This window comes from Kocuria rosea, assembly GCF_023715525.1.
GTDB classification, from domain to species: Bacteria; Actinomycetota; Actinomycetes; order Actinomycetales; family Micrococcaceae; genus Kocuria; species Kocuria rosea_A.
The window spans coordinates 158347-179327 of the sequence record NZ_JAMBOG010000003.1 but is presented as its reverse complement, the minus strand read 5'-3'; the positions used below and the strand labels follow the sequence as shown (position 1 = coordinate 179327).

Sequence of the window (20981 nt, the reverse complement as noted above, 5' to 3'; positions counted from 1 at the left end):
GTGATCGGGCGCCGCGACGAGCGCTCCGGCCTGCTCGAGCGCGTCCTGGGCGGCCTTCGCCGCTATCCGGGCGTGCTCCGCACCGTCAACGACACCGTCGCCCGCCGCCACGGCCTCGGCCCCACCGACGCCGAGGCGCTGCTGCTCGTGCTGGACGCCGAGGACCGGGGCCGGCCTCTCAGCGCCACCCAGCTCGCCGACGCGCTCGCCCTCACGACCGCCGGCACCACCACGGTGCTGGACCGGCTGCAGGCCCGCGCGCTGGTCGAGCGGCGCCCCGACCCCGACGACCGGCGCAGGATCTCCCTGCACGTCACAGCCGGCGGGCACGAGATCGCCGAGGAGATCCTGGGGCCCGCCGGGGACGCCGTCGGTGCCGTGCTGGAGGACCTCGACGACGAGGAGCTGCGCGTCCTGCTGCGCACGCTCGACGCCCTCGACGAGGCGCTGGCCTCCGCCCTGCGCGCGTCCTAGGGGCCGCGCTCACGCCTCGTCGAGGGCGTCCGCCCATGGTCCCGTGGTCCTGCGGCCACCCTGACCCCCTGGGCCACCCGGACCCCTGGGCCACCCGGACCCCTGGGTCACCCGGTGCCCACTCCTCCGGGGGTGCGCCGCGACATCCGGCGGCGAACTGTTGTGGAGATTGTTCAACAATCACTACACTGGCTCGCAAGTGACCGGGGCCACGTCGTGGGTGGCCGGCGTCGTCGGACGCAGGTCGCTCCCGCTCCGAGGAGGCCCGACATGTCCAGCTCCGCCCCCGTCCCGCCCGCCCCGGAGGGGCACGGCTTCGCGGACAGCCCCGCCGCCATGCGGGCCGTGAACAGGTCGGCCCTGCTCGGCGCCCTGTTCCTCATGGCCACCAGCGCCATCGGTCCCGGCTTCATCACCCAGACCGCGAACTTCACCGTGCGGCTCGGGGCGGCCTTCGCCTTCGCCATCGTCGTCTCGATCCTCGTGGACATCGCCGTGCAGCTGAACGTGTGGCGGATCATCGGGGTCTCCGGGCTCAAGGCCCACGAGCTCGGCAACCGCGTGCTGCCGGGGCTCGGCTGGTTCATCGCCGGGCTGGTCGCGCTCGGCGGTCTCGTCTTCAACATCGGCAACACCGCCGGCGGCGGCCTGGGTCTTGACGCGATGCTGGGCCTGGACCCCACGTGGGGCGGCATCCTCACCGCGCTCCTCGCCGTCGGCGTGTTCGTCAGCAAGCGGGCCGGCGTGGCGCTGGACCGCATCGTGGTGCTGCTCGGCGTGGTGATGCTCCTCGTGACCGCCTACGTGGCCTTCGTCTCGCGGCCGCCGGTGGGCGAGGCCCTGCGCAACGTGGTGCTCCCCGAGCAGGTGGACTTCCTGGTCATCACGACGCTCATCGGCGGCACCGTGGGCGGCTACATCACCTACGCCGGGGCCCACCGCATCGTGGACGCGGGCATCACCGGCGTGGAGAGCGTCAAGGACATCTCCCGCAGCTCCGTGGTCGGCATCGTGACGACCGGCGTGATGCGGTTCCTGCTGTTCCTGGCGATCCTGGGCGTGGTCGCCGGCGGGGCCCAGCTGGCGGGCGAGAACCTCGCCGCCCAGGCGTTCCAGAGCGCGGCCGGGGAGATCGGCCTGCGCCTGTTCGGCCTGATCCTGTGGGCGGCCTCCATTTCCTCGGTCATCGGCGCGGCGTACACCTCGGTCTCCTTCGTCACCACGTCCCGGACGAGAGCTCGGACCCGGAACCTGCTGACCGTGGTGTTCATCCTCGTCTCCGCCACGGTGTTCGTGCTCCTCGGCCAGGCCCCGTCCACCCTGCTCATCGTGGCGGGCGCGGTCAACGGGCTGATCCTGCCGCTCGGCTTCGCCGTCCTGCTGTGGGTGGCCTGGCGCCGCCGCGACCTGCTGGGGGGCTACCGCTACCCGAAGTGGCTCGCGATCCTCGGCACCGTGGTATGGCTGCTCACCATCTACCTCGGCGTGCAGTCCCTCAGCGGCATCGCCGCCCTGTGGGCATGAGCCCCGTGGGCGACGGGAACGGCACGAGCCCCGAGAGCGCCGCGGCCCGCGCCGGGGCGCAGACCCGCCAGGACCGCGCCGCGCTGACGCCGGGGGCCGCCCGCGCCCTGTTCCGCAACGGCCTGGTCACGCCCACCTCCGGCTGGTGCGACGGGTGGGCGCAGGCCAACCTCATCGTGGTCCCGAGGAACTGGGCCTTCGACGTGCTGCTGTTCGCCCAGCGCAACCCCAGGCCGTGCCCGGTGCTGGGGGTGCTCGAGGCGGGGGAGGTGACCGGGCCGCTCCTGCGCGGGGGCGACGTGCGCACCGACGCCCCGCTCTACACCGTCTACGAGCACGGCGAGGCGGCCGGCACCCGCACCGACCTGCTGGACGTGTGGCGGGAGGACCTCGTCACCTTCGTCATCGGCTGCAGCTTCACCTTCGAGGCGGCGCTGCAGGAGGCCGGGATCCCGGTGGCCCACATCGACCAGGGCGTCAACGTCCCGATGTACCGCACGACGGTCCCGGCCGAGCCCGCCGGCCGCCTGTCGGGACCGCTGGTGGTCTCCATGCGCCCGGTCCCGGCGTCCCGGGTGGCCGACGCCGTGCGGATCACCGCGCGCTACCCGGCCGTCCACGGCGCCCCGGTGCACGTGGGGGCCCCCGAGGAGCTGGGCATCCGGGACCTGGCGGCGCCCGACTACGGGGACGCGGTGGAGATCCCGGCCGGGCACGTGCCCGTGTTCTGGGCCTGCGGCGTGACCCCGCAGGCGGCCGTGCTCGCGTCCGGGGTGCCGTTCGCCCTCGGGCACGCCCCCGGCCACATGCTCGTCACGGACGTCCCGAACTGGCAGTACCAGGTGCCGTGACGGACCCTGCGACGGTCCCCGGGGCGCCGCCGGGCAGCGCCCCGGGGACGCCCCGGGACCAGCTCCCGGCGCCGGTGCGCGCCGCGGGGCGCTCCTCCAGCGCGCCGAGCAGCTGCTCCCGCGAGGCCCGCAGGTAGTCCTCCATCTCCAGGGCCGCCTCCTCGCGGTGACCGGACTCGAACAGCGCGAGGATCCGGGCGTTGCGCTCGAGGTAGGGCTCGTGGAAGGACGGGTCCTCCCGCATGCTGAAGAACACCAGCCGCATCTCCGCCAGGATTCGGTCCATCAGCTCGTCCTGCCGGGCCGAGCCCGCCAGGCCCACCACGGCCCGGTGGAAGCGCTGGTTCGCGTCCGCCATGCCGCGCACGTCGCCGCGCTCCCGGGCGGCCCGGCCCGCGCGCACCGCGGCCTGCAGCTCCGGCTGCGGTCCCGGCTGCGCCCAGCGCAGCGCGGAGGTCTCGAGGGCCAGGCGCACCCGGTACACCTCCTGCACCTCGTCCGCGCCCGGGCGCGCCACGAAGACCCCGCGGTTGGGCACGCGGGTGAGCAGGTTCTCGTCGGCCAGAGCGGCGAAGGCCTCGCGCAGGGTGTTGCGGGAGATCCCGAGCACCCGGCTCACCTGGGCCTCGGAGAGCTTGGTCCCGGGCAGCAGCCGGCCGGCGGTGATGCCCCGGCGCAGGACCTCGGCCGCCCAGGGGGTGGCCTCGCCCTGCGGGGCGGGGCCGGCCCCGGCGGCGGCGGACTGCAGTGCGGAGTCGTCGACGGCGTTCATCGATCCCCATCCTGGCACTGCCGGCCGGCGGGACGCGCCACGGGGTGGCCGGACGCGGGGTGGCCGGGCACTGCGGGCCCGCTCAGGCGAGGCGGGCGAGGACCTGCTCGGCGGCCACGGCGTCGCCGGGGGCGGCCGCGAGCTCCTCGACGGTCCCGGCCCGCGGGGCGGCGACGCGCGTCTCCGTCTTCATGGACTCCAGCACGACGACGTCCTGGCCCGCCTCGACGGTCTCGCCCGCCGAGACCAGCCACGCGACGAGGGTGCCCGCGAAGGGGGCGGTGACGGCGCCGTCGTCGGCGGCGGCGGGGCCCGGTGCGGGGGCGCCGGCCGGGGCCGAGCTCAGGGCGGCCGCGAGCGCGTCGGGCAGCCCGATGCGCACGCGGCGGCCGTCCACGTCCACGGTGAACCGGGTGCGGCCCTGCTCGCCCGCGCGCGCGTAGGCGGCGTCCGGGGTGAGCCGGTCCGTGAACTGCTCCTCGATCCAGGTGGTCCACACGCCCAGGCCGTCGCCCCCGGCGAAGGCCGGGTCGTCGAGGACGGCGCGGTGGAAGGGGGTGGTGGTGGCGACCCCCCGGACCTCCAGCTCGCGCAGGGCCGTGCGGGCGCGCACGAGGGCCTGCTCACGGGTGGGGGCGCTGACCACGAGCTTGAGCAGGAGGGAGTCGAACGCCGTCGCCACGCGCGAGCCGCTGCGGATCCCCGAGTCCACGCGCACGCCCGGGCCCGTGGGGGCGTCGACGGCCTCGACGGTGCCGCCGGAGGGGAGGAAGCCGCGGCCCGGGTCCTCGGCGTTGATCCGGAACTCGAAGGCGTGCCCGCGCGCGGGCGGGGTCTCGAGGACGGGCAGCGCCTCGCCGGCGGCGACGCTCAGCTGCGCCTGCACGAGGTCCACGCCGTAGACCTGCTCGGTGATCGGGTGCTCGACCTGCAGGCGGGTGTTGACCTCGAGGAAGGAGATCAGCCCGTCCTCGGCCACGAGGAACTCCGCGGTGCCCACGCCGACGTAGCCGGCCTCCCGGACGATGGCCGCGGCCGCCGCGTGGATGCGCTCCCGCTGGTCCTCGGTGAGGAAGGGGGCCGGGGCCTCCTCGACGAGCTTCTGGTGCCGGCGCTGCAGGGAGCAGTCCCGGGTGCCGAGGACGACGACGTGGCCGTGGGCGTCGGCCACCACCTGCGCCTCGACGTGGCGCGGGCGGTCCAGGAAGCGCTCGATGAAGCACTCCTCGCGTCCGAAGGCGCCCTTCGCCTCGCGGGCGGCGGAGGCGAAGGCCTCCTCGACGCCCTCCAGCTCGCGCACCACGCGCATCCCGCGCCCCCCGCCGCCGTGGGCGGCCTTGATGATCACCGGCAGCCCGTGCTCCTCGGCGAAGGCGCGGGCCTCCGCCGGTGAGTCCAGCGGCCCGTCGCTGCCGGGCACGAGCGGGGCCCCGGCGCGGCGGGCGATCTCGCGCGCCGCGACCTTGTCGCCGAGCAGCGCGATCGTCCCGGGGGAGGGGCCGATCCAGGTCAGGCCCGCGTCGAGCACGGCCCGGGCGAAGCCGGCGTTCTCGGACAGGAAGCCGTAGCCCGGGTGCACGGCGTCGGCCCCGGCGCGGCGGGCGATCGCGAGGATCTTCCCGCCGTCCAGGTAGGTCTCGGTGGCCGAGCTGCCCTCGAGGGCGTACGCCTCGTCGGCGAGGAGCACGTGAGGGGCGTCGGCGTCGGGGTCGGCGTAGACGGCCACGGAGGCCAGGCCCGCCTCGGCGCACGCCTTGACGACGCGGACGGCGATCTCGCCGCGGTTGGCGATCAGGACCTTGTGCACGGTTACGGCTCCTGGGAGGTGTCGGGGACGTCGGTGTCGGGCTCGATGTCGTCGAGCTCGGTGCCGAGCTCGGGCGCCGGGCAGCGGGTGAAGCGCAGCCGCTGCCCGGGGCGCAGCTGGGCGAGCACGGTGAGGTCCTCGGGGTGGACCACGCCGAGGACGGGATAGCCGCCGGTGGTGGGGGCGTCGCGCAGGAACACGACGGGCAGGCCGGAGGGCGGGACCTGGACGCTGCCGGGCACCGTGCCCTCGCTGGGCAGCTCCCCGGTCCGGGTCCGCTCGAGCGGTGCGCCGGCGAGCCGGGCGCCCACGCGGTCGGAGTCGGGGCTCAGCTCCCACTCCTGGGCGAGGAACGCCTCCAGCGAGGAGGGCGGGAACCAGTCGTCGCGGGGGCCGGGCACCACGCGCACCGACGGCACCGCCGGGAGCCGGGGCTCCGGCGCGGGGGCCTGGACGGCCGTGCCGGGGTCCGCGCCGACCGGCAGGACGTCCCCGGCGGCCAGCGGTGCGGGGCCGAGGCCGGCGAGGGTGTCGGCCGAGCGGCTGCCCAGCACGGGGGGCACCGCGAGCCCGCCGCGCACGCCCACGTAGACGCGGGCGCCGGTCTCGACCGCGCCGACGACCAGCTGCTCGCCGTCGCGCAGGGCGAACGGGACGCCGTGGGCGGGCCGCCAGCCGGGGACCCCGGGGACGTCGAGGCTCGCCCGGGCGCCGGTCACCGCGAGGACCTGGTCCCCGGCGGCGGTGAGCGTCAGGCGGCCCAGGAGGTTCTCCAGCACGGCGGCGTCCGGCCCGTTGCCGACGAGACGGTTGGCGGCGGCGGCCGCGACGTCGTCGAGGGCGCCCGAGGGGGCGACGCCCAGGGCGGCGGAGCCGGGGCGGCCGCGGTCCTGGACGAGGGTCTGCAGCCCGGGGGCCGCCACGACGAGGTGCGGCCCGGCGGCGGCGGGGGCCGGGGCGGCCGGCCGGGGCGGGAGCTCGACGAGCTCTCGCACGGGGCGGTAGCGCACCCGGTCCCCGGAGCGCAGCAGGGCCGGCTCGGCGCGGTCGATGTCGAACATGACCTCCGCGGTGCGGCCGATGAGCTGCCACCCGCCCGGGGAGCGGCGCGGGTAGACGGCCGAGAAGGGGCCCGCGAGCGCCACGGAGCCCGGCGGCACCGCGGTGCGCGGGGTCTCCCGCCGGGGGACGTCGAGCGCCCCGGAGCCGCCGACGCAGTAGAAGAAGCCGGGGGCGAAGCCCGCGAACGCCGCGGTCCACTCCTGCCCCGCGTGCGCCCGGACCACGCCGTCGGCGCCCAGGCCGGTGAGCTCCCCGACGGCCGCGAGGTCCTCGCCGTCGTAGACGACGTCGATGGGCACGACCCGCCCGCCGCCGGTCCCGGCGGCTCCGCGCGGGGCGGCGAGGGCGGCCGTGACGGTCCGGCGCAGCGCCGCGGGCGTGCTCGCGCGCACGACGACGGTCTGCGCACCGGCCACGCAGTCCACCAGGCCCGGCAGGCCGGCCGTGGTGAGACGAGCGTGCAGGGCCACGGCGTCGTGCAGGTCCGCGCACTCCACCAGCGCGGCGAGCGGGCCCATCGGGCGCACCCGCCGGGCCGGCTCCTGCGGTTCCCGCGCTGCTTCCGGCCGCACCGCTCGCCCGCTCACAGGAAGCTGCGGACGTCGATGCCGGCGTCCTCCAGGGCGGCGCGCACCCGCTCGGCGATGGCCAGGGCCCCGGGGGTGTCGCCGTGCACGCAGATGCTCTCGGGCTCCACGGCCACGAGCGAGCCGTCGACCGCCTCGACGACGCCTTCGAGGGCCATCCGCACCACGCGCTCGGCGATCCGGTCGGGGTCGTGCAGCACGGCCCCGGCCTCGGTGCGGGGCACGAGCGTGGCCTGCGGGGTGTAGCCGCGGTCGGCGAAGGCCTCCCGGACCGTGCGCAGCCCGGCGGCACCGGCCTGGCGCTCGATCTCGGAGCCGGGCAGCACGAGCAGCGGGAGCCCGTCGTCGACGGCGCGCACGGCGTCGACGACGGCCCCCGCGTGCTCCTCGTGGTGGACGATCGCGTTGTAGAGGGCCCCGTGGGGCTTGACGTAGCCGACGCCCGTGCCGGCGGCGCGGGAGAGCGCCTGCAGGGCGCCGATCTGGTAGACGATCTGGTCCGTCAGCTCGGCCCGGGGGACCGCGATGAACCGGCGGCCGAAGCCCTTGAGGTCGTCGTAGGAGACCTGGGCGCCCACCGCCACGCCGTGCTCGGCGGCGACGGCGCACGTGCGGCGGGCGACGGTCGGGTCGCCGGCGTGGAAGCCGCAGGCCACGTTGGCGCTGCTGACCACACCCAGGACGGCCTCGTCGCCCTCCATGGCCCAGGCGGACAGGGACTCGCCGCAGTCCGCGTTGAGGTCGATCTCGGAGAGGGGCATGCTGTGCTCCTTGTCACGTCGGGAACTCCAGGATGCACCCTTCCGAGGGATTGTTCAACAATCCATGCGCAACGTTCCGGCGTCCTAGACTCGCGGAGAGCGGCACCACCGGCCGTTCCACCGGAGAGGGAGGCCGCCGTGATCGCGGGGATCGAGACCGGGGGGACCAAGGTCCTGTGCGCCCTCGCGGCGGCGGAGGACCCGGCCGCCGTGCTGCACTCGGCGCGGATCGACACCACCACCCCGGAGCGGACCCTCGGTGCGGTCCGGGCGTTCCTGGCCGCGCACGCCGACGGCCCGCTGGAGGCGGTCGGGCTGGCCTCCTTCGGGCCCGTCGTCGTCGACCCGTTCGCCGCGCGGTACGGGCGCATCACCGCCACGCCCAAGCCCGGCTGGCAGGACGTCGACCTGCTGGCGGGCCTCGGGCTGCGGGGCACGCCGACGGCGGTCGTCACCGACGTCACGGGCTCCGCGGTCGGCGAGCACCGGCTCGGGGCCGGCCGGGGCGTGCGCGACCTGGCCTACGTCACCGTGGGCACGGGCGTGGGCGCGGGCTTCCTGGTCGACGGCCGGCCGCTGTCCCGCCGGGCGCACCCCGAGGCCGGCCACCTCCTCGTGCGCCGCCACCCCGACGACCGGTACCAGGGGAGCTGCCCCTTCCACGGGGACTGCCTGGAGGGCCTCGCCGCCGGTCCGGCCGTCGCCGGGCGGTGGGGGCGGCCGGGCCCGGACCTGGGCGCGGACAGGGCGCGGGCGGTCGAGCTCGGCGCCCACTACGTGGCCCAGCTGCTGGCCGCCGTCACCTACACGGTCGCGCCCGAGCGGATCGTCCTCGGCGGGGGCGTGGCCAAGACGGGGGGCCTGCTGGAGGCGGTGCGGGCCGAGCTGGCCCGGCTCGTCGCGGGAGCCCTCGACGACCACCCCTGCGCCGATCCCGGCAGCGGGTACGTGGTGCGCCCGGAGCTGGGCGACGACTCCGGGGTGCGGGGCGCGCTCGCGCTCGCCCGCGACCTGCTCGGATGACCCTTGGGGGGCGGGGGCGGAGGCCGCGGGCCGGCGCCTATCCCCGGACGGCCCCCGCCGGGCCGGTGCGCAGGCCGAACCGCCACTGCGTGCGCGATCGGTGGACCTGCCCCGGGCGCAGCACCGCGTCCGAGAGCCAGGGCCGGTTGGGGGAGTCGGGATGCGCCTGGGCCTCGAGGGCCACGCCGTCGCCCTGCCGGTACCGGCGCCCGGAGGTGCCCGGCGCGGTGCCGTCCAGGGAGTTGCCGGTGTACACCTGCAGGGCGGGGCGGTCCGTGAACAGCTCCAGGTACCGTCCGCTCGCCGGGTGCTCCAGCAGCGCCGCCCGGCGCAGGCCCGAGCCCCGCAGGTGGAAGGAATGGTCGATCCCGCCCACCGCGCTCACCTGCGGGTGGCCGCAGCGCACCCGCTCGCCCAGCCGTGCCGGGGCGGTCAGGTCGAACGGCGTGCCCGCCACGGCCGCCAGCCCGCCGAGGGGCAGGGAGTCCGGGCCCACCGGGAGGTAGTGGTCCGCCTCGACGAGCAGCAGGTGCTCGTCCACGGTCCCGGAGCCCTCGCCCGCGAGGTTGAAGTAGGCGTGGTTCGCAGGCCCCAGCACGGTCGGCGCATCGGTGCGCGCCTCCAGCTCGAGGGCCACGACGTCGTCCGCGACGGTGTACCGGGCCTGCAGGACGACCTCCCCGGGGAAGCCCTGGTCCCCGGCGGGGCTGACCAGCTCCAGGACCAGCGAGGTGCGGCTCGCGCGGACCGTCCGCCAGATCCGCCGGTGGAACCCGTCGGCCCCGCCGTGCAGGCAGGTCGGGCCCTCGTTGGCGCTGAGCGTGAAGTCCTCGCCGTCGAGGGCGAAGCGCGCGCCGCCGATCCGGTTGGCGTAGCGGCCCACGACCGAGCCCAGGTACGCGTCCGCGTGCTCGGCGTAGCCGGACGCGTCGGGATGGCCCAGCACCACGTTCGTACCCGTGCCGTCCGGACCGGGCACGCGCAGGGCCTGCACGGCGGCGCCGAGGTCAAGGACCCGCAGCTCCAGGCCGTTCGGGGCCGTGAGGGTGTGGACGGTGACCTCCCGGCCGTCGGGCAGCGTCCCGAAGGACCGGGGGCCGGGCGGCCCGGGCACGGTCCGGTCCGGCCTCACGCCCAGGTCCCGGTGCGGTCGCGCAGCTCCCGGTAGGCCTCCAGCACCTGCGGGGTGGGCTCGGCGCCGTACTCCTGGAGGCCGGGCAGCGCCCAGGCCGGGGGCTCGCCGGCGCCGGTGAAGGCCCAGGCCGCCTGCCGGGCGGCGCCCAGGGCCACGTACTCGCCCGGGGCGGGGACCAGGACGGGGCGGCCGAGCACGGCGGGGGCCAGCCGGCGCACCGCCTCGGACCGGGCCCCGCCGCCGATCAGGACGACCCGCTCCACGGTGGCGCCCGTGGCCCGTTCCAGCGCGGCCATCCCGTCGGCGAGCGAGCACAGCAGCCCCTCGACGCAGGCGCGCGCCACGTCCTCGCGCGTGGTGCGCGTGGACATCCCGTGCAGGGTCGCGCGGGCCCGCGGGCGGTTGGGCGTGCGCTCGCCGTCGAGGTAGGGCAGCAGGGCGACCCCGCCCGCCCCCGGGCGGGCGGCGAGCGCGAGCTCGGCGAGACCGGCGTGGTCGACGCCGAGCACGCGGGCGCCGAACTCCAGGACCCGCGCGGCGTTGAGGGTCGTGGCCATGGGCAGGTAGCGGCCGGTGGCGTCGGCGAACCCGGTGACCAGCCCGGTCGGGTCCGCCGCACGGGTCTCCGAGACCATGGCGGCCACCCCCGAGGTGCCGATCGACAGCGACACGTCCCCGGGCCCGAGGGCGACGCCCAGCGCCGCGGCCATGTTGTCCCCGGTGCCGGCGGCCAGCGCCGCCCCGTGGACGGTGCGGCCCATCACGGCGTTCGGGCGGGGGGCGAGCCCGGGCAGCGCGACGTCGTGGCCGAGCGCGCGGCGGGCGAGGTCGGGGCACCAGTCCCCGGTCCGGGGCGACCAGTACCCGGTGCCGGAGGCGTCGCCGCGGTCGGTGAAGAAGGAGGAGCGGTCCTCGTTGAGGTGCCACGAGAGGTAGTCGTGGGGCAGCAGCACCCGGTGGGTCCGGGCGGCGTTGCCGGGTTCGTGCTCGGCCATCCAGCGCAGCTTGGTGGAGGTCATGGACGCCACCAGCACGCTGCCGAGCTCCTCGGCGCACGCGGCCGGCCCGCCCATCTCCTCGACCAGGGCCTCGGCCTGGTCGGCGGAGCGGGTGTCGTTCCACAGGAGGGCGTCGCGCACGACGTCGTCGTGCTCGTCGAAGGCCACCATGCCGTGCTGCTGGCCCCCGACCGCCACGGCGGAGACCTCCTCGAGGAAGGGGCCGGCGGCGTCGTCGAGCGCCGCGAGCCAGGCGCGGGGGTCGACCTCGGTGCCCTCCGGGTGGGGGGCGCGGCGGGCGTCGAGGACCTCGCCGGTCTCTGCGTCGACCAGGAGCGCCTTGGTGGACTGGGTGGAGGAGTCGATGCCCAGGACGGTGGTGCGTGCCATGAAGGTCCTCGTTGACGAACAGGTGCCGGGGCACCGCGGATGGGGGACGGGGGGCCGGGCGCGCGGGGTGCGCGCCCGGCCGGGCCCGCCGCCCGGGGCCGGGCGGCGGGCGGGGCCTCAGCCGCGGGCGCCCATGAGGTGTTCGACGGCGAGCTGGTGCAGGCGCACGAAGCCGTAGTTGCGCTCCGAGGGGCCGGTGAGGTCGAGGTCCTCGTAGGCACCGCGGTCGGCGAGGAAGGACTGCAGGTCCTCGCCCTCGGCGAGGGTCGGCTCGGCGAGCTCGAGGACCCCGGCCTGCTCCAGGGCCTCCTGGACCTCGGGGTCCTGGCGGAAGGCCACGGCACGCTCCTTGAGGGCGAGGTACATCCGCATGTTCGCGGCCGCGGAGTCCCACACGCCGTCGAGGTGCTCGGTGCGGGAGGGCTTGTAGTCGAAGTGGCGGGCGCCCTGGTAGGCCCCCGGCCTCGACGGGAAGCCGTTCTCGAGCAGGTCGACGGTGAAGAACGCGCTGATCAGGTTGCCGTGCCCGAAGACCAGGTCCTGGTCGTACATGGGCCCGTTCTGGCCGTTGAGGTCGATGTGGAAGAGCTTCTCGGCCCACAGCGCCTGGGCGAGGCCGTGCGTGTAGTTCAGGGTGGCCATCTGCTCGTGCCCGGTCTCGGGGTTCACGCCCACGACGTCGCCGTGCTCGAGGCGCTCGATGAACGCGAGGGCGTGGCCCACGGTGGGGAGGAAGATGTCGCCGCGGGGCTCGTTCGGCTTCGGCTCGAGGCCGATGCGCAGGTCGTAGCCCTGCGACTTGATGTAGCCGGCCACGGTGTCGATGCCCTCGGCGTAGCGCTCGAGGGAGGCGAGAAGGTCCTTGGAGGAGTCGTACTCGGAGCCCTCGCGCCCGCCCCACATCACGAACGTGGTGGCGCCCAGCTCGGCCGCGAGGTCGACGTTGCGCAGCACCTTGCGCAGCCCGTAGCGGCGGACCCGCCGGTCGTTGGAGGTGAAGGCGCCGTCCTTGAAGACCGGCTCGGCGAAGGTGTCGGTGGTGACCATCTCGCAGACCATGCCGGTGTCGTCCATGGTCCGCTTCAGCTCCCCGATCAGCCGCTCGCGCTCGGCCTCGGTCGCGTCGAACGGGATGAGGTCGTTGTCGTGGAAGGTGAAGCCCCACGCGCCGAGCTCCTTGAGCTTGCGCACCGAGGCGAGGGGGTCGAGGTCCGGGCGGGATGCGGTGCCGAACTGGTCGCGGGCGGCCCAGCCGACGGTCCACAGGCCGAAGGAGAACCGGTCCTCCGGGGAGGGCGTGAGGGAGGCGGCGAGGGAGGTGGCGGGAGCGGTGGTGGACATCGGAGGTCCTTTCTCAGTATGAGTTAGTTACCGTTACTTACTATAGGGAGCGCGGTAGTCTGGGGGAAGGGCTGCGCCGGAATTGCCGGCCGGTCCCGCCCCCGTGCGGGTCCCCCGGCCCGCGTCCCCTCGATCCGACGGAGAGATGCCCGTGCAGTCCACCGATCTGCGGGAGCACAACCTCTCCACCGTGCTCCGCGCCGTGGCGGAGGCCGACGGCCCCGTCTCGCGGGCCGGCCTCGCCAAGCGCAGCGGCCTCACCAAGCCGACCGTGTCCAAGCTGGTCCAGGAGCTGCTCGACGCGGGCCTGGTGGTGGAGGGCGCGCAGGCCGCCAGCGGAGCCGCCGGCCGACCGGTGATCCCGCTGAGCCTGGCGCGCGGCGGCGTGGCCGGGGTGGGCCTGGAGATCGCCGCGGACCACGTGGCGTGTCTCGTGACCGGCCTGGACGGGGAGGTACTGCACGAGGGCTCACGGTTCGGCTCCTTCGTCGGCGCCCCGGTGGACGCCGTGGCCGGGGAGCTCGCGCACCTGCTCGACGAGGCCCTGGCGGCGGTGGCGCAGGCGCGCGTGGCGGGGGTCTGCGTCTCCGTCCCCGGGCGCCTGTCCACCGACCGGGAGACGGTGCTCTCCGCCCCCAACCTGGCCTGGCGGGCCGTGCCCCTGCTGGAGCGGCTGCGGCGGCTGCCGTCCTTCCGGGGCGCCCTGCTGACGGCCGGTAACGACAGCATGCTCGCGGCCGGCACGGAGGTGCTGCGCCGGCCCGGGGAGTCCTTCCTCTTCCTGCACGGGCAGACCGGGATCGGCGGCGCCGTGGTCCTCGAGGGCCGGATCCACCGCGGCGAGCACGGCTGGGCGGGGGAGCTGGGGCACGTGACGATCGAGCCCGGCGGACAGCCGTGCCGGTGCGGGCGGCGGGGCTGCCTGGAGGCCTACGTCAGCTACCACGCCCTGCGCGGGAGGACCGGGCTGCCCGAGGACGTGCGGATCGAGGACCTCGTGGAGGCCATGGCGCGGCGGCTGCACAGCCGGGAGGCCGTCGTGGAGATGCTCGGCCGCCCCCTCGGCGCCGTCCTGGCGAACTCGATGAACGTCCTGGACCTGTCCACGGTGGTGCTCTCCGGCTACTTCGGGCCCATCGCGCAGGAGCTGGAGCCCGTGCTGCGGGAGGTCGTCGAGGCCCACGCGCTCACGGCGGAGGCGGGGCCCGTCCGGATCGAGCAGGCCGCGGCCGACGACCGGCCCTCGCTGACCGGGGCGGCCACGACCGCCCTGGAGCCGATCTTCGCCTCCCCGGCGTGGTGGATCGCCCGCGGCTGAGGCCGGGCACGGCGACGGGGCCCGCTCGGTGCGAGCGGGCCCCGTCGCCGTGCCGTCCGGGCGGTGCCGGACGGCACGGGTCATTTCCGGAGCGCCGGGTGGTGCGCCAGGCGCGCCGCGCCACCGGGGCTGGCCTCGGCCAGCGTGCGCTGCAGGGCGTAGTAGGCGGGCTTGCGCTCGTAGTCGCCCTCCATGGTCAGGGCGTCGCCGTAGCCGGGGAAGGTGTTCGGCACCCAGGAGTGCTCGTCCAGGGCGCCCCACACGGTGAAGGAGTTGCAGTCCTCCACGGCCAGGCACGCGCTGAGCGCGCTGCGGAACCACTCCGCCTGTTTCTGCCGCAGCTCCTCGCTCATCCGGTCGTCCGCCCCGACCGGGCCGCGGACGTCCATCTCCGTGACGGCCGTCTCCAGCCCGAGGTCGTCGAAGCGCTGCAGGTTGGCCTGCATCCGCCCGTCGAAGCCGTACTGCAGGCCGAGGTGGGTCTGCATGCCGAAGCCGTGGACGGGCACGCCCTGGGCGAGCAGGTCCTGGATCAGGGCGTAGTAGGCGTCGGCCTTCGCGTTGGTCCCCTCGACGTTGTAGTCGTTGAAGAACAGCTTGGCCTCCGGGTCCGCCTCGTGCGCCCAGCGGAAGACGTCCCCGATGATCGACGGGCCCAGCTCCCGCAGCCAGATGTTGTCCTGCGTGCGCAGCTGTCCGCTGTCGTCGAAGATCTCGTTGGCGACCTCCCACTGCTGGATGCGGCCCGCGTAGCGGCCGACCACGGTCTGCACGTGGTCTTTGAGGATGGCGCGCAGCTCCTCCGGGGTGTAGTCGCCGCTCTCGAGCCAGTCGGGGTTCTGGCTGTGCCAGAACAGGGTGTGCCCGCGCACGACCTGCCCGTTGGCCTCGGCGAAGTCGACGATGTCGTCGGCGGGGCCGAAGTCGTAGACGCCCGGCTCGGGGTGGACGAACTCCCACTTCATCTGGTTCTCGGGGGTGAGGGAGCTGAACTCGGCGGCCAGGACGGAGCGGTACCGCGGGTCGGACGGGAACGGCTCGGGGTAGTCGGCCGTCGTGTGGTGGCCGCCGCCCGCCACGGCACTGCCGATGTAGAAGTCCTTCGGGGCGTTCCAGCGCAGGGTGTCCTGCTTCGCCAGGCCGGGGGGCGTGGTGCCGGGGTCGGCCACCGCGGCCTGGGGGAGCGCGGTGAGGGACAGGGCGGCGAGGGCCGTGGCGGCGCCGGTGCGCAGGAGGGCTGTTCGCGTGGTCATCTCGGGGTCCGTTCTGTGGGGGAGGGGATGGTGCGGGGAGAACGAGGGGAACGAGGGGAACGAGGGGATGGGGGAACCGGGGTGCTCAGGCCGTCCCGACCGGGGCGGTGAGGGCGGTGGAGACCGGCGTGGTGAGGACGCGCTCGACGTCCTCGACGTCGCGCACCTCGCCGGTGATGGCGAAGGAGGCCTCCAGGGGCAGGTCCTCGCTGGAGGAGCCCACGCGCACGACGATCTCGCCGGGCTCGACGACCCGCCGCATGTCCCGGCCGGTGAACGCGGCGCGCTCGGCGTGGACGGTGAACGCCACCCGGGCGCTCGCGCCCGGGTCGAGGACGATCTTGGCGAAGCCGGTGAGGAACTTCACCGGCCGCACCACCTGCGCCACCGGATCGGACAGGTAGAGCTGGACGACCTCCTGGCCGGCCCGGCCGGAGGTGTTGGTGACGGTCACGGCGACCTCGACCTCGCCGTCGGTGGCGATCTCCGTCGCGGAGAGCTCCAGGTCGGCGTATGCGAAGCGCGAGTAGCCGATGCCGTGGCCGAAGGGGTACAGGGGCCGGGGGTCGAGGTTGGACACGCCCTCCGACCAGCCGCCCAGCGGCGGGGCCAGGTAAGTCCCCGGTTGGCCCCCGACGTGGCGGGGGATCCCGACGGGCAGCCGGCCCGAGGGGTTGACCCGGCCCGAGAGCACCCCGGCCACGGCGTGACCGCCCTCCTCGCCGGGCATGAACGCCTGCACCACGGCGGCGCAGCGGTCGTCGAACGCGCCGATGCTGTACGGGCGGCCCGTGATCAGCACGAGCACGACCGGGGTGCCGGTGGCCAGCACCGCCTCGACCAGCTCGGCCTGCCGGCCCGGCAGGGACAGGTCGACGACGTCGCAGCCCTCCCCGGAGGTCCCGGTGCCGAACAGCCCGGCGAGGTCGCCGACGGTCACGACCGCGACGTCGGCGGCCTCGGCGGCCGCGACGGCCTCCGCGATGCCGCTGACGTCCGGGTCGGTGAAGTCGACGCCGCGGGAGTGGCGCAGCTCGACGTCCTGCCCGGCGAACTCCTCGGCGAGCGCGTCGACCACGGAGGTGATCTCGATGCCGGTGCCGCCCTCGCCGAAGCGGGACAGGACGTGGTTGGTGAAGCTGTAGCAGCCCAGGAAGGACCGGGGCTGGGCGGCGCTCGGGCCGATCACGGCGACGCGGCGCGGTCCGGCCAGCGGCAGGACGCCCTCGTTCTTCAGCAGCACGACCGACTCCTCGGCCATCCGCCGGGCCAGCGCGCGGTTGGCCGGGGAGTCGAGGTCGACGGCCTCGCCCGCGACGGCGGGGTCGAAGCCCTCGTCCAGCAGGCCCAGCTCGACCTTCTGGGTGAGCACCCGGCGCACGGCGCGGTCCAGCACGGACTCCTCGAGCTCTCCCGCGCGCACCGCGGCGGCGAGGTCGGCGAAGCACCCGGTCTCCGGCAGCTCGACGTCCATCCCGGCGGCCAGCGAGCGGATTCCGGCCTCCCGGGCGCTCCCGGCCACACGGTGCATCGACTCCAGGAAGCTCACGGCCCAGTAGTCGGAGACGACCGTGCCCTCGAAGCCCCACCTCTCCCGCAGCAGCCCGGTGAGCAGCTCGGGGTCGGCCGCGGGGGGCACGCCGTCGACGTCGGCGTAGGAGTTCATGACCGCGCCGACCCGCCCGAGCTTCACGGCCATCTCGAAGGGGACGAGCACGACGTCGCGGAACTCGCGGGGGCCGATCGAGACGGGGGCGTGGTTGCGCCCGGCGCGGGAGGCCGAGTAGCCGGCGAAGTGCTTGAGGGTCGCGACGACGCCCGCCTCCTGGAGGCCGCGGACGTACTCGGTGGTCACGGAGCCGACGAGGTAGGGGTCCTCGCCCACGGTCTCCTCCACGCGGCCCCACCGGTAGTCGCGCACCACGTCGAGCACGGGGGAGAGGCCGAGGTGGACGCCGACGGCCTGCATGTCGGTGCCGATGCGCCGGGCCATCTCCCGGACGAGCGCGGGGTCGAAGGCCGCGCCCCACGCGATGGCGGCGGGGTAGCACGTGGCGCCGAGGGTGGTGAACCCGGTGAGGCACTCCTCGTGGGCGATCGCGGGGATCCCGAGCCGGGAGGTGGCCACGACCTGGCCCTGCAGGGTGCGCAGGTGCTCGACGCCCTCGGCGGAGGAGACTGGCGCGCTGCCGAAGGCCCGGGTGATGTGGCCGAGGCCGTGGGCGATGGCGGCCTCGAAGGTGGAGCGGTCCCCGGCGAAGGCGGCCTCCATCGGGGCGGCGCCGGGGGCCGCGTCCTCGGGGTCCGGGCGCAGCCAGTAGCTGCCGAGCTGGCCGGCCTTCTCCTCGAGGGTGAGCTCCTGCAGGAGGGCGTCGACGCGTTCGGCGACCGGGCGGGAGGGGTCGTTCCAGGGCTGGGTCACGGGTCGGTCTGTCATGGGCTTCTTTCGTGGAGGGGCGGGACGGTCACTTGCCGAAGCCGGCGGTGAGGCCGGCGACGAGCTGGCGCCGCCCGAAGACGTAGAGGACGAGGATGGGCACCGCCGAGAGGACGACGGCGGCGAGCACCGCGGGGATGTCCGCCTGGAACTCCCCCTGGTAGGTCCACAGGGACAGGGGCAGCGTGCGGCGGTCGGCGCTCTGGGTGAGGATCAGCGGGAACAGGAAGTTGTTCCAGCTGTTGAGCGCGTTGTAGACCGCCACCGTGGTGACGGCGGGCATGCTGAGCGGCAGGACGAGGGAGCGGAAGATCTTCCAGTGCCCGGCGCCGTCGAGGGTCATCGACTCGTAGAGCTCGTTGGGGACGTCGCGCATGAAGTTCGTGAGGATCAGGACGGTGATCGGGATCCCCGAGGCGATGCCCGGCAGCACGAGTGCCGCGAGGGTGTCGTAGAGCCCCAGCTGGATGATGATCAGGTAGATCGGGATGATCGTGGCCTGGATCGGGATGGCGATGCCCAGCAGGAACAGCCGGTTGGAGAGCACCGCCACCGCTGAGCGGCTGCGCACGATCACGTAGGACGCGAGCAGGGACAGGAACACGATGCCGGCCACGGTGCACACCACCACGACCAGGCTGTTCGTGAAGTACCGGACGAAGTCGTTCTCCAGCACCGCGGCGTACGGCGCGAAGGTCGGGGCCGAGGGCACCAGGGGGTTCGTGGAGTAGTAGTCGGAGCGCGGCTTCGTGCTCGTGATGACCATGTAGTAGATCGGCACGATGATGGCGGCCAGCCACAGCCACCCGCCGACCGCCGCCGGGATGTTGCGGGTGGTGAGACGTGAGGTCATGGGACTAGGCACCTTCCGCCTGGCTCTCCATCCGGTCGGCGCCGGAGAGCTTCTGGAGACCGAGGGACAGGGCGAGGCCGACGACGACGAGGATCACCGCGAGCGCGCTGGCCTCGCCCATCTGGTTGCTGCGGAATCCGGTGAGGTACATGTCCAGCGGCAGGATCCGCGTCGCCGTGCCGGGTCCTCCGCCGGTGAGGCTGAAGACCAGGTCGAAGTAGGTCAGGGAGCCCACCAGCATCAGGGTCGACGACGTCACGACCGTGTACTTCAGCTGCGGGAGCGTGATGGAGAAGAACTGCCGCACCGTCCCGGCCCCGTCGAGCGTCGCCGCCTCGTACATCGTCTGCGGGATCTGCCGCACCCCGGCCTGGTAGAGGAGGGAGTGGAACGGGATGAAGGACCAGGAGATGACGAACACGGCCACGTAGAAGGCGAGGTCCGGGGACCCCAGCCAGTCCTGCCGCAGGAACGCGGCGTCGAACGCCTTCGACAGCCCGAAGTTGGGGTCGAGCAGGGCCTTGAAGGCGATGCCGATCGCTGCGGCCGAGAAGAGCATGGGCAGGAAGTACAGCACCGAGAGAAACTCGCGGTACCGCTGGCGCCCGGCCATGAACACGCCCAGCAGGAGGCTCAGCGGGAACTGCACCGCGTAGCTGAGCAGCGTCATCTTCAGCGTCAGCCACATGGCGTCGCGGGAGACGGGGTCGTCGAAGACCGCCGCCCAGTTGTCGAGCCCCGTCCACGCAGGGGTGCCCAGCCCGTCCCACTGCATGAAGGACAGGACGAACACCCCCAGCAGCGGCCCGAGGGAGAACAGGCCGAAGAAGACGAGGGCCGGGGCGAGGAGCCAGCCACTGGGCCGCGCCCCCGTCCGGGACGCCCGCCTGGCCGGTGCCCGCATCAGCATCACAGCGTCCCGTTCATCGCGGACTGGAACTCGGCCGGGGTCTTCTCCCGCTGGAACACCTGGCTGAGGTTGGTCAGGAGCGCCTGCGCCTGCTCGGCGGGCAGCGCCTGGTCCCAGGAGAGCTGGAAGTGCGGGGCGTCCTGGACCATCGAGTAGGCGAACCGGAGGTACTCGGGGTGCTCCGTCGCGGCGATCCGGTCCTCGACCCCGTCGACCGCGGGGATGAGCCCGGCGCCGAAGAGGGTGTCGACGGCCGTGTCGTCGAGGTTCATCTCGTTGAGGTAGCGGAACGCGATGTCCTGCTGCTCCTGGCTCGCGTCGGCGGACACGGCCCAGAAGTTCGCCGGGTTGCCCACGATGTTCTTCGGGTCGCCCTTCCCGCCCTCGACCCTCGGGAACGCGGCGTAGCCGAGGTTGCCCTCGGCGGTCCACTCGGGGGCGTCGGTGAGGAAGCTGGTGTACACCCAGCTGCCGTGCAGCATCATGGCCGCCTGGTCGGTGTGCACGAGGGCGACGTCGGCGCTCGCGTCGGCCACCACCGAGCCGTAGGCCTCGCCGAAGCCGCCGGCCGCGACGAGCTCCTGGATCCTCTCCAGGGCCTCCTTGATCGCGGGGTTCGACCACGCGTCCGGCTTGCCGTCCACGACCGCCTGGAACGCCTCCGGGCCGCCGATCCGGTCGGTCAGGTACTGGATCCACATCAGGTACGGCCACTGGCTGGCGCCGGCCACGGAGATCGGGGTGATCCCCGCGGCCTTGAACTTCTGCACCGCGTCCATCAGCTCGTCCCAGGTGGCGGGGGGCTCGACGCCCTGCTCCTCGAAGAGCTTGGTGTTGTAGTAGAGGATGACCGGCTGGGTGTTGTTGTTCGGGACGGCGTAGAGCTTCCCGCCGACCATGCCGGTCTGCAGGACGGAGTCGAGGGCGCGCTCCTCCATCTGCGGGACCTTCCCGGTGAGCTCGACCACGTTGTCGTTCTCCACGTAGTCCTTCAGCCCGTCGCCGCCCCAGCCGTAGATCAGGGTGGGAGCGTTGCCGGAGCCGACGCTGGTGCGGATCTTCTCCTTGAAGGCGTCGTTGGCGAAGTACTCCGCCGCGATCTGCGCGTCCTGGTGCGCGTCGTTCCACGCCTGGAACGACGCGCGGAACATGTCCTCCGCTCCTCCGGTGAGGGTCCACGCGGTGGCCCCGGTGCCCCCGGCGCCGGCGGGCCGGGCGCCGCCGCCGCACCCGGCGAGGGCCACGGCCGCGGCCCCCACGAAGGCGAAGCGGCCCAGCGAGCGCCGCGAGAGGGGGGTCCGGGCCACGTCGGCGAAGGAGGAGCGAGAGGTACGGGAAGTCGTCATGGCGATGTCCTCGTCGTTGAGTGGGGCATTGCAGTTTCGAAACGTTTCGAATAATGTTTCGTTGCAAGCAGAGTAGGTGGGGCCTTCCCCGGTCGTCAATAGTCCTCTGTGATCTGGATTACGGGAATCGGTCCGCCGA

General features: G+C 74.5%; 17 protein-coding genes. 5 read left to right on the top strand and 12 right to left on the bottom strand.

Features of this window, described 5'->3' with window-relative positions:
• The 3 genes from M3185_RS03310 (at position 1) to M3185_RS03300 (ending at position 2849) form a co-directional block, all read left to right on the top strand.
• Positions 1-474, top strand: coding sequence for a MarR family transcriptional regulator (locus M3185_RS03310; RefSeq protein ID WP_251332249.1), 474 nt, complete (start codon positions 1-3; stop codon positions 472-474).
• A gap of 270 nt (positions 475-744) precedes the next feature.
• Complete coding sequence (locus M3185_RS03305) at positions 745-1998, top strand: NRAMP family divalent metal transporter (RefSeq protein WP_374238456.1); 1254 nt, start codon at positions 745-747, stop codon at positions 1996-1998.
• Positions 1995-2849 (top strand): putative hydro-lyase, encoded by an 855-nt coding sequence (locus M3185_RS03300; RefSeq protein ID WP_251332248.1) that lies wholly within the window; start codon positions 1995-1997, stop codon positions 2847-2849. Before M3185_RS03305 ends, M3185_RS03300 begins: the two co-directional genes overlap by 4 nt.
• Here M3185_RS03300 and M3185_RS03295 read toward each other — a convergent pair.
• The 4 genes from M3185_RS03295 to M3185_RS03280 form a co-directional block, all read right to left on the bottom strand.
• The gene (locus M3185_RS03295; RefSeq protein ID WP_251332247.1) at positions 2812-3621 is read right to left on the bottom strand and encodes a GntR family transcriptional regulator; all 810 of its coding nucleotides are present in this window, start codon (positions 3619-3621) and stop codon (positions 2812-2814) included. The two genes, M3185_RS03300 and M3185_RS03295, sit on opposite strands and share 38 nt — an antisense overlap.
• Positions 3622-3703: 82 nt before the next feature.
• Positions 3704-5428: an acetyl/propionyl/methylcrotonyl-CoA carboxylase subunit alpha gene (locus M3185_RS03290; protein WP_251332246.1), complete on the bottom strand. Its 1725-nt coding sequence runs from the start codon at positions 5426-5428 to the stop codon at positions 3704-3706.
• A gap of 2 nt (positions 5429-5430) precedes the next feature.
• Positions 5431-7008, bottom strand: coding sequence for a 5-oxoprolinase subunit B/C family protein (locus tag M3185_RS03285; RefSeq protein ID WP_251332245.1), 1578 nt, complete (start codon positions 7006-7008; stop codon positions 5431-5433).
• A 65-nt stretch (positions 7009-7073) separates the two neighbouring features.
• On the bottom strand, positions 7074-7838 hold the full coding sequence (locus M3185_RS03280) for a LamB/YcsF family protein (protein ID WP_251332244.1): 765 nt from the start codon (positions 7836-7838) through the stop codon (positions 7074-7076).
• Between the two features lie 138 nt (positions 7839-7976).
• On the opposite strand from M3185_RS03280, the gene M3185_RS03275 reads away from it, so the two are divergent.
• A complete protein-coding gene (locus M3185_RS03275; protein WP_251332243.1) occupies positions 7977-8861 on the top strand; it encodes an ROK family protein in 885 nt (294 codons plus the stop codon).
• Between the two features lie 37 nt (positions 8862-8898).
• Here the strand turns inward: M3185_RS03275 and M3185_RS03270 are convergent, their stop codons facing one another.
• From M3185_RS03270 to xylA, 3 genes are all read right to left on the bottom strand, one after another.
• Complete coding sequence (locus M3185_RS03270; protein WP_251332242.1) at positions 8899-9975, bottom strand: aldose epimerase family protein; 1077 nt, start codon at positions 9973-9975, stop codon at positions 8899-8901.
• A gap of 14 nt (positions 9976-9989) precedes the next feature.
• Positions 9990-11384 (bottom strand): xylulokinase, encoded by a 1395-nt coding sequence (xylB, locus tag M3185_RS03265; protein ID WP_251332241.1) that lies wholly within the window; start codon positions 11382-11384, stop codon positions 9990-9992.
• Between the two features lie 117 nt (positions 11385-11501).
• Positions 11502-12725 (bottom strand): xylose isomerase, encoded by a 1224-nt coding sequence (gene xylA / locus M3185_RS03260; RefSeq protein WP_251332240.1) that lies wholly within the window; start codon positions 12723-12725, stop codon positions 11502-11504.
• A 145-nt stretch (positions 12726-12870) separates the two neighbouring features.
• Between xylA and M3185_RS03255 the strand changes: the two genes are divergently transcribed.
• Positions 12871-14043 carry an ROK family transcriptional regulator gene (locus M3185_RS03255; protein WP_251332239.1) on the top strand — a complete coding sequence of 391 codons (1173 nt, stop codon included), beginning with the start codon at positions 12871-12873 and terminating at the stop codon, positions 14041-14043.
• 80 nt (positions 14044-14123) lie between these two features.
• Here M3185_RS03255 and M3185_RS03250 read toward each other — a convergent pair whose 3' ends face one another.
• The 5 genes from M3185_RS03250 to M3185_RS03230 all read right to left on the bottom strand — a co-directional run bounded on the left by M3185_RS03250 (position 14124) and on the right by M3185_RS03230 (position 20842).
• Complete coding sequence (locus M3185_RS03250; RefSeq protein ID WP_251332238.1) at positions 14124-15296, bottom strand: endo-1,4-beta-xylanase; 1173 nt, start codon at positions 15294-15296, stop codon at positions 14124-14126.
• A gap of 85 nt (positions 15297-15381) precedes the next feature.
• The gene (locus M3185_RS03245; protein ID WP_251332237.1) at positions 15382-17733 is read right to left on the bottom strand and encodes a glycoside hydrolase family 3 N-terminal domain-containing protein; all 2352 of its coding nucleotides are present in this window, start codon (positions 17731-17733) and stop codon (positions 15382-15384) included.
• 28 nt (positions 17734-17761) lie between these two features.
• Positions 17762-18586 (bottom strand): carbohydrate ABC transporter permease, encoded by an 825-nt coding sequence (locus M3185_RS03240; RefSeq protein WP_251332236.1) that lies wholly within the window; start codon positions 18584-18586, stop codon positions 17762-17764.
• Between the two features lie 4 nt (positions 18587-18590).
• Positions 18591-19496, bottom strand: a complete 906-nt coding sequence (locus M3185_RS03235; RefSeq protein ID WP_251332235.1) for a carbohydrate ABC transporter permease — start codon at positions 19494-19496, stop codon at positions 18591-18593.
• Positions 19496-20842: an extracellular solute-binding protein gene (locus tag M3185_RS03230; RefSeq protein ID WP_251332234.1), complete on the bottom strand. Its 1347-nt coding sequence runs from the start codon at positions 20840-20842 to the stop codon at positions 19496-19498. Before M3185_RS03230 ends, M3185_RS03235 begins: the two co-directional genes overlap by 1 nt.
• Between the last annotated feature and the right edge of the window lie 139 nt (positions 20843-20981).